This is a genomic window from Ornithinibacillus bavariensis, from assembly GCF_050433565.1.
In the GTDB taxonomy this organism is placed as follows: Bacteria; Bacillota; Bacilli; order Bacillales; family Amphibacillaceae; genus Ornithinibacillus; species Ornithinibacillus bavariensis.
Genome location: NZ_JBNPWZ010000007.1, coordinates 1 through 13,763 on the forward strand (window position 1 = coordinate 1; position 13,763 = coordinate 13,763).

Consider the following 13,763-nt stretch of genomic DNA (forward strand, 5'->3'; position numbering starts at 1 on the left):
AGGTGTCCTTTTTGTGTGCATAAAAAGAGTGGTATTCACCTGTTTAGGTAAGTACCACTCTTTTTTTATTTACTGGGGTTTTGTCCCAGCCTCTTTTAGTTGCATGAAAACATAGGTTTTTCACACATTTATTACATGCTGTTCATATAGTTACCATATATAATAGCCAAGAGAGGTGAAAAAATGTACTATTCATCTAGTCCAGCAAATCCATTCTTTCCAGCTCGGCAACGTGAACATAAAGTAAAGCTGTTCGGAGAGGGTTATGTTCTTGCCACTCCTGACAAAGCAACAATTTTAATAGGTGTCGTAACGGAAAGCAAAAATTTACAGGAAGCTCAGCAAACAAATGCCACAAAGACCAATACGGTCATAAATGCTTTACTAGAAAATGGAGTTCCACGCCAAAACATCCAAACCTCTGATTATCAAATTGAAATAGATTACGACTTCCAAAACGGTGTACAGGTTTTTCGTGGATACCGGATAACTAATTTACTTCAAATTACTATTGATAGCATCGAAAATGTGGGGAAGCTAGTGGACATTGCAGTAGAAAATGGTGCTAACACGGTCCGGAATATCCAAATGTCCGTCTCTAATCATGAGGAACTTTATAACCTAGCACTTGCAAATGCAATTAAAAACTCCCAGGAAAAAGCAGCAATTGTTGGTGAAACACTTGGTGTCACTATTAATCAAACACCTTTTAAAGTAAAGGAAATAACTGCTAGACGCCCTGAAATTCCACGACCAATGGTGCTAGGACTTTCCACGGAAAGCGCGACTACTCCTATTGAAGCAGGACAATTTAAAATAACTGCTATGATCGAGGCTGATTATCAATTTTCATAACACATAAAGAGGACTGTTCCTTAAAGCTTAGGTGGAATAATCCTCTTTCTATTCGTTCTTAATCCTGCATATGGTGCTCTAGAAAGAATTTATCCTTATTGTCTTCAAATGGGAAAATCTTTAATTCCTTTGCTTCACTTGCATATTTTTCGAAGATTTCACTTAATATATCATTTGGCTTTCTGCCTTCTGTATCTATGCCTAATTTTTCAGCAGAGTCATATATCTTTGCCTCGTGAATTTCCATGACAATCTCATGATGTTTCTTACCCTCTGTCTCTACACCATATTCTTTTGCTTCTTTTATCAGGATAGACCGGTTAATCTCCTTTAAAAGAGAACTTCTATTTTTACCTTCCGTTTTGATTCCTAATTCATTTGCTTTATTTTTAAGCTTGGCATCGATTACTTCCTCAGCTAAGGCGTCCATTTCCTTACCGTTTGAATCGATTCCCAGTTCTTCTGCTTCCTTTTTCACCTTAGCCTGATGAATCTCAGCAGAAAGTTCCTTTGGATTTTTTCCTTCTGTCTTAATACCCAACTCCTCTGCCTTTTTCAGCAGCTTTTTTTCCCTTACTTCCTTTGCTAGCTTAGCAAGATCCTTTCCTTCTGTATCAATTCCCAGCTCTTTTGCGTTGTACTTAATCCATGCCTCATGCCTTTTATGTACACCCTTTTGTGGTTCCTGGCTTTGCTCTTGCTCCTCCTTCTCCTTTTTAATAAAGTCAAACCAACCTTCGTCCATATTTTTCTGGCCAAATACGGTGGAAATTGGCCAGGAGCTGGCAAAGATAAGTGTCACAACCAATAATAATTTTCCTTTCATTACACTCGTTCCTTTCCTTATTTAGTCCAGTAATGCTATCTGTTACTATTTCCTAAAATAAAAAAAGCATGAATACTATTTTTGATAATTTTCTACAAAAAATTATCTTCATATTCCCCCTAGTCGTACTGTCAATTCTTTGTTACTCTTAATGAGAGAAGAAATCGAGAACGTTTTCAAAACGTATCCCAAAACGAACAATCTAGATTTCTACCAGGGGATGGGGGTAATAATGATGAAAAACTTAGTGATACTCGGTGGCGGATATGGGGGAATCAAAGTTGCCTTAGGTGTTCTTGATAAGGATTTACCGTCAGATGTAACACTCACCATTGTCGATCGGAATCCGTACCAATCCTTAAAAACTGAGTTCTACACAATTGCTGCCGGTACAGTAGCTGATCGAGAAGTTCGAAATGATTTTCCCAAGGATGATAGAATAAATTATGTGTATGGAGAAATTGTAAAAATTGATACAGATCACCAATTAATTTTATTCCAGGATCGCTCTGAGCCTTTAGCATATGACTACTTAGTTGTAGCATTAGGTTGCGAAGATAATTATCATGGGATCCCTGGGGCAGATGTGTACACAGAGAGTGTACAAACCTTTTCTAGAGCACGAAAGACTGGTCTTGAGGTAGGAAACCTAAAAGCAAATGGAAAGGTCACCATTGTTGGGGCTGGTCTCAGTGGTGTTGAAGTTGCCTCCGAGATACGTGAGAGTAGAGAAGATCTAAATATTCGAATTTTAGACCGTGGGGGATCTGTATTAAGAGCATTTAATCCAAGAATTCAAGGCTATGTTGCAGATTGGTTTAACAAGAATGATGTCGAGGTGCTTCATCACGCAAATGTAGAGTACGTTGAAAAAGACGGTGTTTGTAATAACGGTGTTTGTTATGTGAATGATGTCACGATATGGACAGCAGGAGTTCGTCCTAATAAGGTCGTTCGAGAACTCCCTTTCCAGAAGGATAATCAAGAGAAGATTATTGTTAATGATTATTTCCAGGTTCCTGAACAAACCAATGTTTATATCATTGGAGATTGTGCGTCATCTATCTTTTCACCGAGTGCTCAGTTAGCTGGTATTCAAGGTGAACAGGTAGCGATAATTCTAAATGCAATCCTTCGTAATCAAGAACCGAAACAGCCGAAGGAAATTCGCCTAAGGGGAACCCTTGGCTCCCTTGGGAAAAATGATGGCTTTGGTAATATGATGAATCAAGCATTAACAGGGATTGTACCAAGACTTGTAAAATCTGGCGTTTTATGGTTGAATAAGCGGCATTAGGGACGGAAGACTTGTAGCAAGGACTACAAGTCTTCTGCTCTTCTACTCGTCCCTTTTCTTAACCCCATCTCTTTTATGATTCATGAACATAATCTCTAATGGTTTATCTGAGCCTGATAAGAACTTATATAAAATAGATGAAGTCAATCGATAGCTTTCCTCAATTTTCTCAGCAACAAAGCTTGTTCTCTCATAAAGAATGGATCTTAAATTGCTAAGCTGACGGTACGACTTTTCCATCATGGCCTCCTGTTTTTCTAAATTATCAATGACCGTATCCTGCTTTTCATTTTGTTCTGTTATTTTGGTTGACATAGAATCATAAAGTTCCACCAGTTCATCCATCTTACCTACTAATTGTTCATTTAAATTTTCATATGCAGCAAGCTGGCCCACGATATCACGATTAGATTGATGGATTCGCGAAATTTCCTCCTTCATATCCTCTTTGACAATGGAATCATGTTGTATTATTTTTTGAAGCTCCAAGTTATTCTTTTCTAACATACCTAACCACTCCCTTGCCTGAGTCATGAAGGAATCCTGTCTTTCACTTGATTGGCTTAGTTCCTGAATCTGTTTGTTTATGCTACCCCACCGCTTATCTTCAGAATACTGATGCTTTTGAAAGGTGATTTTAAAAGACTTTAATGCACGCTCCAATGACTCATGTAATTCCTTTTGATTCGTTAAAAGCTCCCTCATATAGTCGGAATGGAAATAATCCTGATTTTGAGCTTCAATTGGCTTACTGTTCTGAAATAAATTAGGGTGAGAATTTCGATTGATATATACTCCCATAACCAATACATCTCCTATGAATAAGTTCTAAATTTCTTTTAAAAATACATATACCATCATATGAAATAAACTTAGTATACGGGACAGTTATCTATAATCCTTACTTCACAATAGATGCACATTCATTTCAAGTGGAGGGTTTGAATAGCCAACTATATCGTGTGATAGGTGGCTGAGTGATTCGATTTAATAAGGAGCAGAAAAATTTTAAGCCGATAGGAATGATACCCACCGGCCTTCACCTTCTAATCCTTTTGATTTAAATACTCATCCAGCTTCTCACCGTGAACAGAGCTATTCTTAAACTGACTTTTTCGACCATTCCTATGCTCACCATGTGTCTTATTTTCTTTAAACATATTATTAAATTCCTTACCTTTATTGACCATTTTCTTCCCTCCTTTAAAATCACCTTAGTTTTTGAGTAACCTAATAACTTATTCACATTTGCCACCATTAGAAACTATACTCCTTGCATTATTTATGTATAGTATCTCGCTTTACTTACGACAGCCCAAGATTTAACTAATCAATGACCCATCCCATTTCTCGTTCATATGATATGTAGACGAATGAAACTTAAGGGAGAAGTGTATATGGTTAATGAATTATGGGGTGTTAATTCTGCAGCAAGGGTTACACAAGACTTATATAACTGTGTGATTGAAAATCTTGGAAAACCACTATTTTGGGGACGCTTCTTAAATACGGTTCAAAATGTGTCAGATAGATTGACTGAGAGCGAAATACGTTTTCTTCGTCAGAATGGGGTTCGGATTATACCAATTTACAATGACTTCGCTTCCGCTTCTGGATACCGTAATGGAAGAGTGGCAGCTGCTAATGCTATTTTCCATGCACGCCGATTAGGCTATCCAGAAGGGAATATTATTTTTGTCAATACAGAGCGGTCATTTGAAATTGACGAAGCGTGGATACGTGGTTGGGTAGATGCCATTCGTCCAAGTGGATTCCGTCCTGGGATTTATGGCGATCCAAGCTCTGTCACATTTAATGAGGCTTACTGTACTGCGGCATCCAACAATGAAGCTGTTAGTAGACAGCTCATTTTATGGAGTCATGAACCGAAACATGGAACGACAAAAAAGAAGGATGCACCAGCATATAAACCGATAGTTCCGCCATGTATTGCCAATGTTTGGGCATGGCAGTATGGAGAAAATGCACAAGAATGTGCTGTTGATACAAATCTAATTGAACCGAAGTTGTATGAGGCCATTTGGTAAGATGTACAAAGGAAGCCTAACCATTTAACTAGGCTTCCTTCCATCGGCTAATCGTACTCTCTATTCGCTCTACCTAACCAAGCTCCTTCACTACGCTCTTTCCAGCAATACGCCCGGAAAATAGACAGCCACCTAAAAAGGTCCCCTCCAATGAACGATAACCATGCACTCCACCGCCTCCAAAACCAGCTACCTCCCCAGCTGCGAATAAGCCAGGAATTGGATTCCCATGAGAATCCAGTACTCTTGAGGATAAATCGGTTTGTAAGCCCCCTAGTGTTTTTCTACTCAATATATTTAGACGGACTGCAATTAAAGGTCCTTTTTTCGAGTCGAGGATCTTATGTGGAGTTGCTACACGAATCAGCTTATCCCCACGATACTTGCGGGCACCCCGTAGTGCTGTAACCTGTAAATCTTTTGTAAAAGGATTATCCATTTCTCGGTCTCGAGCAACAATTTGCCTCTCCACTTCCACTACATCCAATAAGCTTTCGCCTGTTAACTCATTCATTCTATTGACTAAATCATGTAGATTATCCGCTACAATAAAATCCTCACCCTTGTCCATAAATGCTTTGACCGGAGCAGGTGGTCCGGGCAATATTCTATTTAGCAGCTTACGAATATTTTTTTCCGTTAAATCCGGATTTTGTTCCGAGCCAGATAGAGCAAATTCCTTTTCAATTATTTTTTCTGTTAAAATAAACCAGGAATAATTATAGCCTGTTTTCATGATTGCCTCGAGTGTACCCAACGTATCAAATCCAGGGAAATTTGGTGCAGGAAATCTTCTTCCCCTTGCATCTAGCCAGATAGAAGATGGTCCTGGCAAAATACGAATCCCGTGTTCTGGCCAGATGGAATTCCAGTTCTTAATCCCCTCTGTGTAATGCCACATCCGGTCTCGATTTACAATCCTGCCTCCTGCCCCCTCGGTAATCTCTAGCATTCTCCCATCTACATGGGCAGGTACGCCAGATATCATATGGTTAGGTGGACTACCTAACCGCTTCGGCCAGTTCTTACGAATAAGCTCAAAGTTCGCTCCAATACCACCACTCGCTACAACGACTGCCTCTGCATAATATTCGAAATCACCTTCCACCTCACGTGAGCTCTCCTCTCCACGCTTTACATCGCTTGGAACAAGAACTGCACCACGAACACCAACCACTCGATCATTATCTTGAATGAAATGGTCAACACGGTGTCTTGGAAGATAATTTACAATACCAGTTTTTATATAGTCTCTAAGTTTATTCTCAAATGGAGTGACCACACCTGGACCTGTTCCCCACACGATATGGAATCGGGGCACAGAGTTTCCATGACCATCTGCTATATATCCTCCACGTTCTGCCCATCCTACAACTGGGAAGAATCGAATACCTAAGCTATGTAACCAAGCTCTTTTTTCACCAGCGGCAAAATTCACATATGCCTCCGCCCATTTTCTCCCCCAATAGTCCTCATCTTCTTCACGATCAAAGCCTGCCGTCCCTAGCCAGTCCTGCCACGCTAATTCCTTAGAGTCCTTTATCCCCATTCTCCGTTGTTCAGGGGAATCAACCAGAAATAGTCCTCCAAACGACCACCATGCTTGCCCCCCAAGCGAGCTTTCTGGTTCCTGGTCTACCAACAATACTCTTTTACCTGCATCAGCGATTTCGACGGTGGCAACCAAACCCGCAAGCCCTGCACCAACAACAATTGCATCATACTTCATCTTGTTTTGCCCCCAATTCACCTATCTCGTTATAATGCCTATCTATCATCAGTATAGTATTTCATTCAATAACGAACAATGATATTATTGAAAATTTTTAATATAAAATAAATACCGAATTACTTCTTTATTTTTTTATTTCCAAAGGAATATCTATGGTAAACTTACGATAAATAATTCTTGTATGAAACATCAAAGCAAATTATCACGTCTTATATACGAGATAGAAAGTTAGGAGGAAAAAGAGTGGGCCACTCGAAAGCTTTCCGTCCGACGTACAGTAAGGTAGACCTGGAGATATTACAAGCTAGTCCAAGCCAGGCAATTGAGACTATCATGAATACGTATGGAGATGACATTAAACGACTAGTATTTGCGTACGTCAAAAACGCTGCTGACACAGACGATGTGACACAAGAGGTTTTTGTAACAATTTATCAAAAATTGAGTACTTTTCAAGGTAATTCAACACTAAAAAGCTGGATATACGCGATAGCAATTAATAAATGTAAAGATTACTTACGGAGCTGGCATTCCCGTAATCAACGGTTACGAGAGCGACTGATACAATCCTCGCATACCTCAAAGGAGGAGACCACTACTCCTGAAGAGAAAGCCTTGGAAAAAGATTATGCAAGCGAATTATTTCGTAAGGTTATGGAATTGCCCATTAAGTATCGAGAGGTTATTATACTGTATTATTTTAAAGAGTTTTCCACAAAGGAAATTAGCCAGGTATTAAATATGAATGAAGCAACAGTTCGTACTAGGCTAAATCGGGGACGAGAGAAACTGAAGGAATGCTTTGCTCCTGAAAGAGGTGGTGAAAGCCATGGATAAGCAATTAAAGGATTTAAAATTACAGTTTGAGCAAATACCTACAGCTTTTACAGAAAAGGATAAAGAGGCTATACGTAGTAAAATTGATAAAATCCAACAGAAACCACGGAGAAGAGAAATTCAGCTATTTCCAAAGCTATTAACAGGTTTAGTCGTCACGTTTGCTATTATTATTTTTATCTTGACAATTGATCAACAAGGTCTTTTGAGGAGTGGAAGTAGCCAATTGTCTGATAGCGCTCTCGAAAAATCATCTGATAATAAAGCAGATATGGCACAAACAGAGGCACTGGAAAGTAAAGAGGAAAATTCCATTCACGATAGTTCTACTGAGAATAAATCGTTTGGTAATGATGATAGTGTAAGAGATACGTATCATGAGTCCATTGCATTATCTGAGGAATTAACGAATATTTACCAGGAGTACAAGACAACCTTAGATGACTCCTTATTAGTGGACTTGACCCCGTTTGATGTTTTTAAGCTACACAATTATGCTAATCTACATGATGACTTAGATGTGGTATACGCCTTATATATGAAGGGTAACAATCACTACGTTCCAGACAGGGATACCTTTATGGAAGAAGCGAAAAATGATATCACGGCCAAACAGCAGGTAGAAGAAAACTATAATAAAATGCTTGAGATTAATTCCTATACGGTAGTTTATCTAAACGAGAATGAGGCTCTTGTCGAATACCAACTAGATGATTTGATTGGGTTTAGGCTCTACAAGGACACAGAACTTAACGTATGGAAGGTGTCCTATATGCCAATACAATAATGCTAGAAGCTACTGGCCATTGTCTTCTAACATGCTAGATTAATCCACTTTAATTAAAGAATCCGTAACCCTCATGAATCGAGGATTACGGATTTCTTTATTTTGCACGGGGTGCACTTTCAAAGCCAATTTTCTTATGTGTCCCGTCACAAAATGGTTTATTAGAAGAATGCCCACAGCGACATAGGGAGAAGCTACTTTTAGTTTCAAATACGTTCCCCTCTGCATCTACAAGTTCTACATCACCAGTAATTCGATAAGAGCCATTATCATTTACTTTAATAATTACTTTTTCACTCATTACCTTTCCTCCTTTGTAATCGAATTATAAACAAACTTATATCATAAATACGGGTATAGCTCATACATTAATCTTCAGCTATTACTTGATTATCCATTCGCCCGATATTTTCGATCTCTACAGTTACAATATCGCCATCCTGCAAAAACTTTGGTGACTCCATCCCAAAGGCAACCCCATCAGGAGTTCCCGTCATGATAAGGTCCCCAGGCTGTAAGGTGATTAAATTAGAAATAAATTCAATTAAAAATGGAATATCATAGATTAGCTTTTCTGTATTTGAGGATTGCCTTTCGTCCCCATTCACATAGCAACGTATCGCAAGATTACTAGGGTCGCCAATTTCATCAGGTGTTACCATCCATGGTCCGATTGGGGTGCTACAATCTATCGTTTTACCTTGTAACCATTGTGGTGTTCGCTTCTGTAGGTCACGAGCAGAAATATCATTACCAATGGTATAGCCTGCAATATAATCAAATGCATCCTCTTTTTTTACCCTGGAAGCCGTTTTACCAATAACAATGGTAAGCTCTACTTCATAATCGAGCTTCTCCGTTAATCTCGTCTTATGTATGGCATCATCTGGGCCAATCAACGCATTCGCAAACTTTGCAAATAGCACTGGATACTCAGGAACATCACTATTCATTTCTACAGCGTGATCCACATAGTTCCTACCGACACAAATAATCTTAGATGGTTCTGGAATCAATGTGCCTAAATAAACGATATCACGTGGTAGAATGTCCACACCATCCCAATTATTCGCTAAACAATAGGTATACGCTTCCTGAACACATTCTATCGCCGGATGACCCAACCTAAAAAACGATGTGGGATCCTCTGGTATCAGGATGTCCAGTTCCTCACCATTCTTCTCTTTCCTATACCGATGATATATTTCCTGCACATCTACAATAGTATTTTCTACCACTGCCCCTACTCTTAGTGGAACGTCCTGATTTTTCAATCGATAACTTACTAGTTTCATGCTACACCTCTATCATCCAGTTTCTATACCCGACTCCATTCATACCATTATTATAGGACCACTCCTATAATTTTGCCAATTTTCTTTTTATCATTAATTAAATATGCTTTTTCCTAAAGCAGTAAAGTCCTCTGCTAGTAGCGAGTAAACAATCGTATCATGATACCTTTCTCCATCAAAATCTGTTTGTCTTAGAATGCCTTCCTTTTTAAAACCAAACTTTTCTAATAGCTTTCTAGATCCCTCATTTCCGGCAAAAATATCTCCTACGAGTCTATTAAACTCAAGGGTCTCAAAAACAAATGGAATCATTGTTTTAAGAACCTCTGTCATCACACCTTTTCCTTGAAAATCCTCATGAATGACTGCACCCATCTCTGCTTTCCTATGCCAAAAATCAAGCTTATGTAAGCGAAATTGTCCTATTAGGCTTTGACTATCCTTGTCAATAATCACCCAAGGGATTTCCTGTCTATCAGCGAACTTGGTTAAGGATTTTACAATTGCTTTATGCATTTCCTCTTTGCTTCTAATAGGATTTGCAGTAATAAACCGCATCGTATTTTTATTACTCAAAATAGAAAATAATGCATATGTATCATCTATGGTTACACTTCTCAAAATATAATGGTTGGTTAATAAAGTTGGAATTTCCGTTAAAAGATGTTGATCATGCATAGCTTTTCCTCCATTAATAAAGAGCTTGATGTGATTCAAGCTCTTTACCGTAACTTATTCACCTGCTGTTGAAACCTGCCATAGGACACCGAACTTGTCCTGTACTTGACCATATAGGGGGCTCCAGAAGGTTTGTTGTAAAGGCATTTCTACCTTTCCGCCTTCCTCTAGCTTAGAAAAAACCGCCTTTGTCTTTTCTGTATCGCTGATCATAATCGCTATGGATAGATGATCACCAACCTGATAGGGACTTCCAGGGTGTGTATCTGAAATCATCAATATTGATTTGCCAATTTTTAGGTGGGCATGTAAAAGACGATTCTTTGACTCCTCTGGTATAGGCATGTCCCCTTCTGGTAAATCTCCGAAGGTCTGTAAACTAATTACTTCTGCATCGAGGGCAGCCTTATAGAATTGAACTGCTTCCTGGCCATTTCCGTTTGTAACGAGATATGGATTTATCTCTTGTATCAAAATTACCACTCCTTATTTATATTTCATTCCTCTCTTCATTATATACCAACTTTTGCCAAAATATGTGACTATTTAGTCTATTATTTTTTTATTACACTAACTCTATTATTCATCTATGAAAATAGTACTAAATCCTTTCGTATAATTAGCGCTTTACGAACCGTTACTTTCTTCCTTCCATGGAAATATAGATTAAGTATATTATCTCATTCTTCAGAAAAATAGAGGGTTTTGCCTATTACATCTCGAAAAGATATAAAACTAAAGAGAGGAGGGATTATTATGTGGCAATCGTTAGGACCTGATGTTCAAGACACCTCTTAGAAGAAAGCCTTATAACTGCGTTTCATAAAATAGCTTTTTTCCCACCTAAGAGGTTTCACAAATGCTTTCTATAAAAATTTAGGAGGAGATTTGTTATGAAACTATATTTAGATCCAGGTCATGGTGGTACAGACGGCGGAGCTAGTGGAAACGGGTTGTTAGAAAAAAATGTTAACCTCGATATTGCGTTACGTATTCGCAATACATTATTAAACAGCTATGATAATGTTGAAGTTCGGATGAGTCGAACAAACGACATTACAAAGAGCCTCAAGGCACGCACAGATGAAGCAAATGCTTGGGGAGCTGACTACTATTTATCCATCCATTGCAATTCCTTCAATGGGTCAGCACGAGGATATGAGGATTATATTCACAGTAATTTATCCGATTCATCTTTAACTGCTAGATACCAAGATATTCTCCATACTGAAATTACAAAACTCAATCAATTAACAAACCGCGGGCAGAAGAAGGCAGATTTCCATGTTTTACGTGAGTCTAATATGCCAGCACTGCTTACGGAGAATGGGTTTATCGACAACCCAAATGATGCAAATCTAATGAAGCAGACATCATGGCTTCAAGCAGTAGCACAAGGACATGTAAACGGGTTAGCAATAGCTTTTAACCTCCCTCCAAAACAAAATGGTGGTGGAGAGATTCTGTACAAGGTTATCGCAGGCTCCTTTACTTCAAGGCAAAATGCTGAAGAGCGTGTAGCCTACTTAAGCAGTAAAGGCATCGATTCATTTATCGGTACGGTGAACATTTCTGGAACAACCTGGTACCGAGTTCAAGCTGGAGCATTCTCCAGTCGAGAAAATGCCGAACAACGCTTGCAACAGGTCAAAAATGCAGGAATAACAGATGCCTATATTGTTACAGAACAGAAAACAGCTAGCTTAGAGCCAATTATGAGCGAATAAAACAAATAGATTGGTCATAACTAAAATAACCAACTAAAAGGAAGAATAATTCTGTGTTCAACGGAGGAAATATACGTAGACTCCAGCGGGAGGAAAGGCATCGGTGAGACCTCGCCGTAGGTATAGAGTTTTGAAGGCTAAGAGCGCCACGTTCTCGGACTGCGATTACTCGCCCCACCGAAAATCTTTGTGGCAACGCCTTCGTGACCGACATCCTGTCTGCTCGAGGCTCACCAGCCGCCCGCGGAAAGCCAAGTATATTTCCGGAGCGAGTCTTTACACGAACCTAATTATTTAATTTAATATACTGCACTTTTTCACTGAAATGCTCTAATAGACTGAAACCCAGAAAAAAGCTAAATTCAGTCTAATAGAAATGCTCTATTAGACAGAAACCCAGCAAAAAGTCTCACTCAGTCTAATAGAAGTGCTCTAATAGACTGAAACTCAGAAAAAATCCCAATTCAGTCTAATAGAAGTGCTCTAATAGACTGAAACTCAGAAAAAAGCCCAATTCAGTCTAATAGAATGGCTCTAATAGACAGAAACCCAGAAAAAAGTCTAACTCAGTCTAATAGAAGTGTTCTAATAGACTGAAATTCAGCAAAAAGCCTAATTCAGTCTAATAGAAGTGCTCTAATAGACTGAAACTCAGCAAAAAGCCAAATTCAGTCTAATAGAAATGCTCTAATAGACTGAAACCGAGCAAAAAGCCCAATTCAGTCTAATAGAAATGCTCTAATAGACCGAAACTCAGCAAAAAGCCAAATTCAGTCTAATAGAAGTACCCTAATAGACCGAAACCCAGAAAAAAGCCTTATTCAGTCTATTAGAACTGCTCTAATAGACCATAACTCAGTAAAAAGTCTTATTCAGTCTAATAGAACTGCTCTAATAGACTGAAACTCAGAAAAAAGCCAAACTCAGTCTAATAGAACTGCTCTAATAGACTGAAACCGAGCAAAAAGCCCAATTCAGTCTAATAGAAATGCTCTAATAGACCGAAACTCAGCAAAAAGCCAAATTCAGTCTAATAGAATGGCTCTAATAGACTAAAACTCAGCAAGAAGCCCAATTCTGTCTAATAGAAATGCTCTAATAGACTAAAACCGAGCAAAAAGTCTAACTCAGTCCAATATAGTAGTACCCTGTACTAACCATTTAGAAAAGGCGAGTAAATCTGGAAAGATATAATCTGCTTTACTAGTCACTTTCTCCCTTGTACCGACCAATACCGTCTTTGTCCCCGCTGCCTTCCCTGCTTCAATATCTGGATCACGGTCTCCAACCATATAGCTTCTCTTCAGATCTACATTATGTTTTTCTGCCAAATCAACAAGCATTTTTGGCCCTGGCTTCCGACAGGCACACCCTTCATATGGTTTGTGCGGACAATAGGCAACATCATCAATTCTAGCACCAAATTCAGCTAAATCATCCTTCATCCTTTGATGAACCTCTATAAGTGTCTTCTCTCTCATATACCCTAACCCAACACCACCCTGATTCGTAACTACAAATACCTTAAGACCTTTTTCATTCAATAATCGAATTGCTTCACCAACACCATCTAGCAAAAAGAAATCACGTGGTTTATTCACATATTTTACACGACTTGTTAACACTTCATTAATGACCCCATCACGGTCCAAAAAAATGGCAGATTCCATCAGCTCATCCT

General features: G+C 38.8%; 15 protein-coding genes. 6 read left to right on the forward strand and 9 right to left on the reverse strand.

All coding sequences use genetic code 11. From position 1 onward, the window contains the following. Positions 1 to 183 precede the first annotated feature (183 nt). A complete protein-coding gene (locus HNR27_RS12515) occupies positions 184 to 855 on the forward strand; it encodes an SIMPL domain-containing protein (RefSeq protein WP_429339974.1) in 672 nt (223 codons plus the stop codon). Positions 856 to 913: 58 nt separating this feature from the next. On the opposite strand, the gene HNR27_RS12520 is transcribed toward HNR27_RS12515, so the two are convergent. Beyond that, positions 914 to 1,681, reverse strand: coding sequence for a hypothetical protein (locus tag HNR27_RS12520; protein WP_429339975.1), 768 nt, complete (start codon positions 1,679 to 1,681; stop codon positions 914 to 916). Positions 1,682 to 1,916: 235 nt separating this feature from the next. Between HNR27_RS12520 and HNR27_RS12525 the strand changes: the two genes are divergently transcribed. Further along, positions 1,917 to 2,978 (forward strand): NAD(P)/FAD-dependent oxidoreductase, encoded by a 1,062-nt coding sequence (locus HNR27_RS12525; protein WP_429340112.1) that lies wholly within the window; start codon positions 1,917 to 1,919, stop codon positions 2,976 to 2,978. A 42-nt stretch (positions 2,979 to 3,020) separates the two neighbouring features. Here the strand turns inward: HNR27_RS12525 and HNR27_RS12530 are convergent, their stop codons facing one another. After that, positions 3,021 to 3,779 (reverse strand): hypothetical protein, encoded by a 759-nt coding sequence (locus HNR27_RS12530; protein ID WP_212920180.1) that lies wholly within the window; start codon positions 3,777 to 3,779, stop codon positions 3,021 to 3,023. A 245-nt stretch (positions 3,780 to 4,024) separates the two neighbouring features. After that, positions 4,025 to 4,168: a hypothetical protein gene (locus HNR27_RS12535; protein WP_212920179.1), complete on the reverse strand. Its 144-nt coding sequence runs from the start codon at positions 4,166 to 4,168 to the stop codon at positions 4,025 to 4,027. A gap of 207 nt (positions 4,169 to 4,375) precedes the next feature. On the opposite strand from HNR27_RS12535, the gene HNR27_RS12540 reads away from it, so the two are divergent. Beyond that, positions 4,376 to 5,026, forward strand: coding sequence for a glycoside hydrolase domain-containing protein (locus HNR27_RS12540; protein ID WP_212920178.1), 651 nt, complete (start codon positions 4,376 to 4,378; stop codon positions 5,024 to 5,026). Positions 5,027 to 5,099: 73 nt separating this feature from the next. On the opposite strand, the gene HNR27_RS12545 is transcribed toward HNR27_RS12540, so the two are convergent. Beyond that, entirely contained in the window at positions 5,100 to 6,755 is a 1,656-nt protein-coding gene (locus HNR27_RS12545; RefSeq protein WP_429339976.1) for an FAD-binding dehydrogenase, read from the reverse strand. 246 nt (positions 6,756 to 7,001) lie between these two features. On the opposite strand from HNR27_RS12545, the gene HNR27_RS12550 reads away from it, so the two are divergent. Next, positions 7,002 to 7,595, forward strand: coding sequence for a sigma-70 family RNA polymerase sigma factor (locus HNR27_RS12550; protein ID WP_429339977.1), 594 nt, complete (start codon positions 7,002 to 7,004; stop codon positions 7,593 to 7,595). Further along, entirely contained in the window at positions 7,588 to 8,382 is a 795-nt protein-coding gene (locus HNR27_RS12555; protein ID WP_429339978.1) for a hypothetical protein, read from the forward strand. The genes HNR27_RS12550 and HNR27_RS12555 overlap by 8 nt, the downstream gene beginning before the upstream one ends. 97 nt (positions 8,383 to 8,479) lie before the next feature. Here the strand turns inward: HNR27_RS12555 and HNR27_RS12560 are convergent, their stop codons facing one another. The 4 genes from HNR27_RS12560 to HNR27_RS12575 all read right to left on the reverse strand — a co-directional run bounded on the left by HNR27_RS12560 (position 8,480) and on the right by HNR27_RS12575 (position 10,829). Further along, the gene (locus HNR27_RS12560; RefSeq protein ID WP_212920174.1) at positions 8,480 to 8,683 is read right to left on the reverse strand and encodes a CDGSH iron-sulfur domain-containing protein; all 204 of its coding nucleotides are present in this window, start codon (positions 8,681 to 8,683) and stop codon (positions 8,480 to 8,482) included. A gap of 67 nt (positions 8,684 to 8,750) precedes the next feature. Continuing rightward, on the reverse strand, positions 8,751 to 9,677 hold the full coding sequence (locus HNR27_RS12565; protein WP_429339979.1) for a fumarylacetoacetate hydrolase family protein: 927 nt from the start codon (positions 9,675 to 9,677) through the stop codon (positions 8,751 to 8,753). A gap of 93 nt (positions 9,678 to 9,770) precedes the next feature. After that, positions 9,771 to 10,355: a GNAT family N-acetyltransferase gene (locus HNR27_RS12570; protein ID WP_429339980.1), complete on the reverse strand. Its 585-nt coding sequence runs from the start codon at positions 10,353 to 10,355 to the stop codon at positions 9,771 to 9,773. 54 nt (positions 10,356 to 10,409) lie between these two features. Further along, the gene (locus HNR27_RS12575) at positions 10,410 to 10,829 is read right to left on the reverse strand and encodes a VOC family protein (RefSeq protein WP_429339981.1); all 420 of its coding nucleotides are present in this window, start codon (positions 10,827 to 10,829) and stop codon (positions 10,410 to 10,412) included. A 419-nt stretch (positions 10,830 to 11,248) separates the two neighbouring features. Between HNR27_RS12575 and HNR27_RS12580 the strand changes: the two genes are divergently transcribed. Next, positions 11,249 to 12,082 carry an N-acetylmuramoyl-L-alanine amidase gene (locus HNR27_RS12580; protein WP_429339982.1) on the forward strand — a complete coding sequence of 278 codons (834 nt, stop codon included), beginning with the start codon at positions 11,249 to 11,251 and terminating at the stop codon, positions 12,080 to 12,082. 1,127 nt (positions 12,083 to 13,209) lie between these two features. Here the strand turns inward: HNR27_RS12580 and HNR27_RS12585 are convergent. Beyond that, positions 13,210 to 13,752: a D-glycero-alpha-D-manno-heptose-1,7-bisphosphate 7-phosphatase gene (locus tag HNR27_RS12585; RefSeq protein ID WP_212920169.1), complete on the reverse strand. Its 543-nt coding sequence runs from the start codon at positions 13,750 to 13,752 to the stop codon at positions 13,210 to 13,212. Positions 13,753 to 13,763 lie beyond the last annotated feature (11 nt).

What these genes read in the sequence shown, in the direction of transcription:
- HNR27_RS12515 (WP_429339974.1), top strand. Translation starts at nt 184, where the DNA reads ATGTACTATTCATCTAGTCCAGCAAATCCATTCTTTCCAGCTCGGCAA.
- HNR27_RS12520 (WP_429339975.1), bottom strand. Translation starts at nt 1,681, where the DNA reads ATGAAAGGAAAATTATTATTGGTTGTGACACTTATCTTTGCCAGCTCC.
- HNR27_RS12525 (WP_429340112.1), top strand. Translation starts at nt 1,917, where the DNA reads ATGAAAAACTTAGTGATACTCGGTGGCGGATATGGGGGAATCAAAGTT.
- HNR27_RS12530 (WP_212920180.1), bottom strand. Translation starts at nt 3,779, where the DNA reads ATGGGAGTATATATCAATCGAAATTCTCACCCTAATTTATTTCAGAAC.
- HNR27_RS12535 (WP_212920179.1), bottom strand. Translation starts at nt 4,168, where the DNA reads ATGGTCAATAAAGGTAAGGAATTTAATAATATGTTTAAAGAAAATAAG.
- HNR27_RS12540 (WP_212920178.1), top strand. Translation starts at nt 4,376, where the DNA reads ATGGTTAATGAATTATGGGGTGTTAATTCTGCAGCAAGGGTTACACAA.
- HNR27_RS12545 (WP_429339976.1), bottom strand. Translation starts at nt 6,755, where the DNA reads ATGAAGTATGATGCAATTGTTGTTGGTGCAGGGCTTGCGGGTTTGGTT.
- HNR27_RS12555 (WP_429339978.1), top strand. Translation starts at nt 7,588, where the DNA reads ATGGATAAGCAATTAAAGGATTTAAAATTACAGTTTGAGCAAATACCT.
- HNR27_RS12560 (WP_212920174.1), bottom strand. Translation starts at nt 8,683, where the DNA reads ATGAGTGAAAAAGTAATTATTAAAGTAAATGATAATGGCTCTTATCGA.
- HNR27_RS12565 (WP_429339979.1), bottom strand. Translation starts at nt 9,677, where the DNA reads ATGAAACTAGTAAGTTATCGATTGAAAAATCAGGACGTTCCACTAAGA.
- HNR27_RS12570 (WP_429339980.1), bottom strand. Translation starts at nt 10,355, where the DNA reads ATGCATGATCAACATCTTTTAACGGAAATTCCAACTTTATTAACCAAC.
- HNR27_RS12580 (WP_429339982.1), top strand. Translation starts at nt 11,249, where the DNA reads ATGAAACTATATTTAGATCCAGGTCATGGTGGTACAGACGGCGGAGCT.
- HNR27_RS12585 (WP_212920169.1), bottom strand. Translation starts at nt 13,752, where the DNA reads ATGGAATCTGCCATTTTTTTGGACCGTGATGGGGTCATTAATGAAGTG.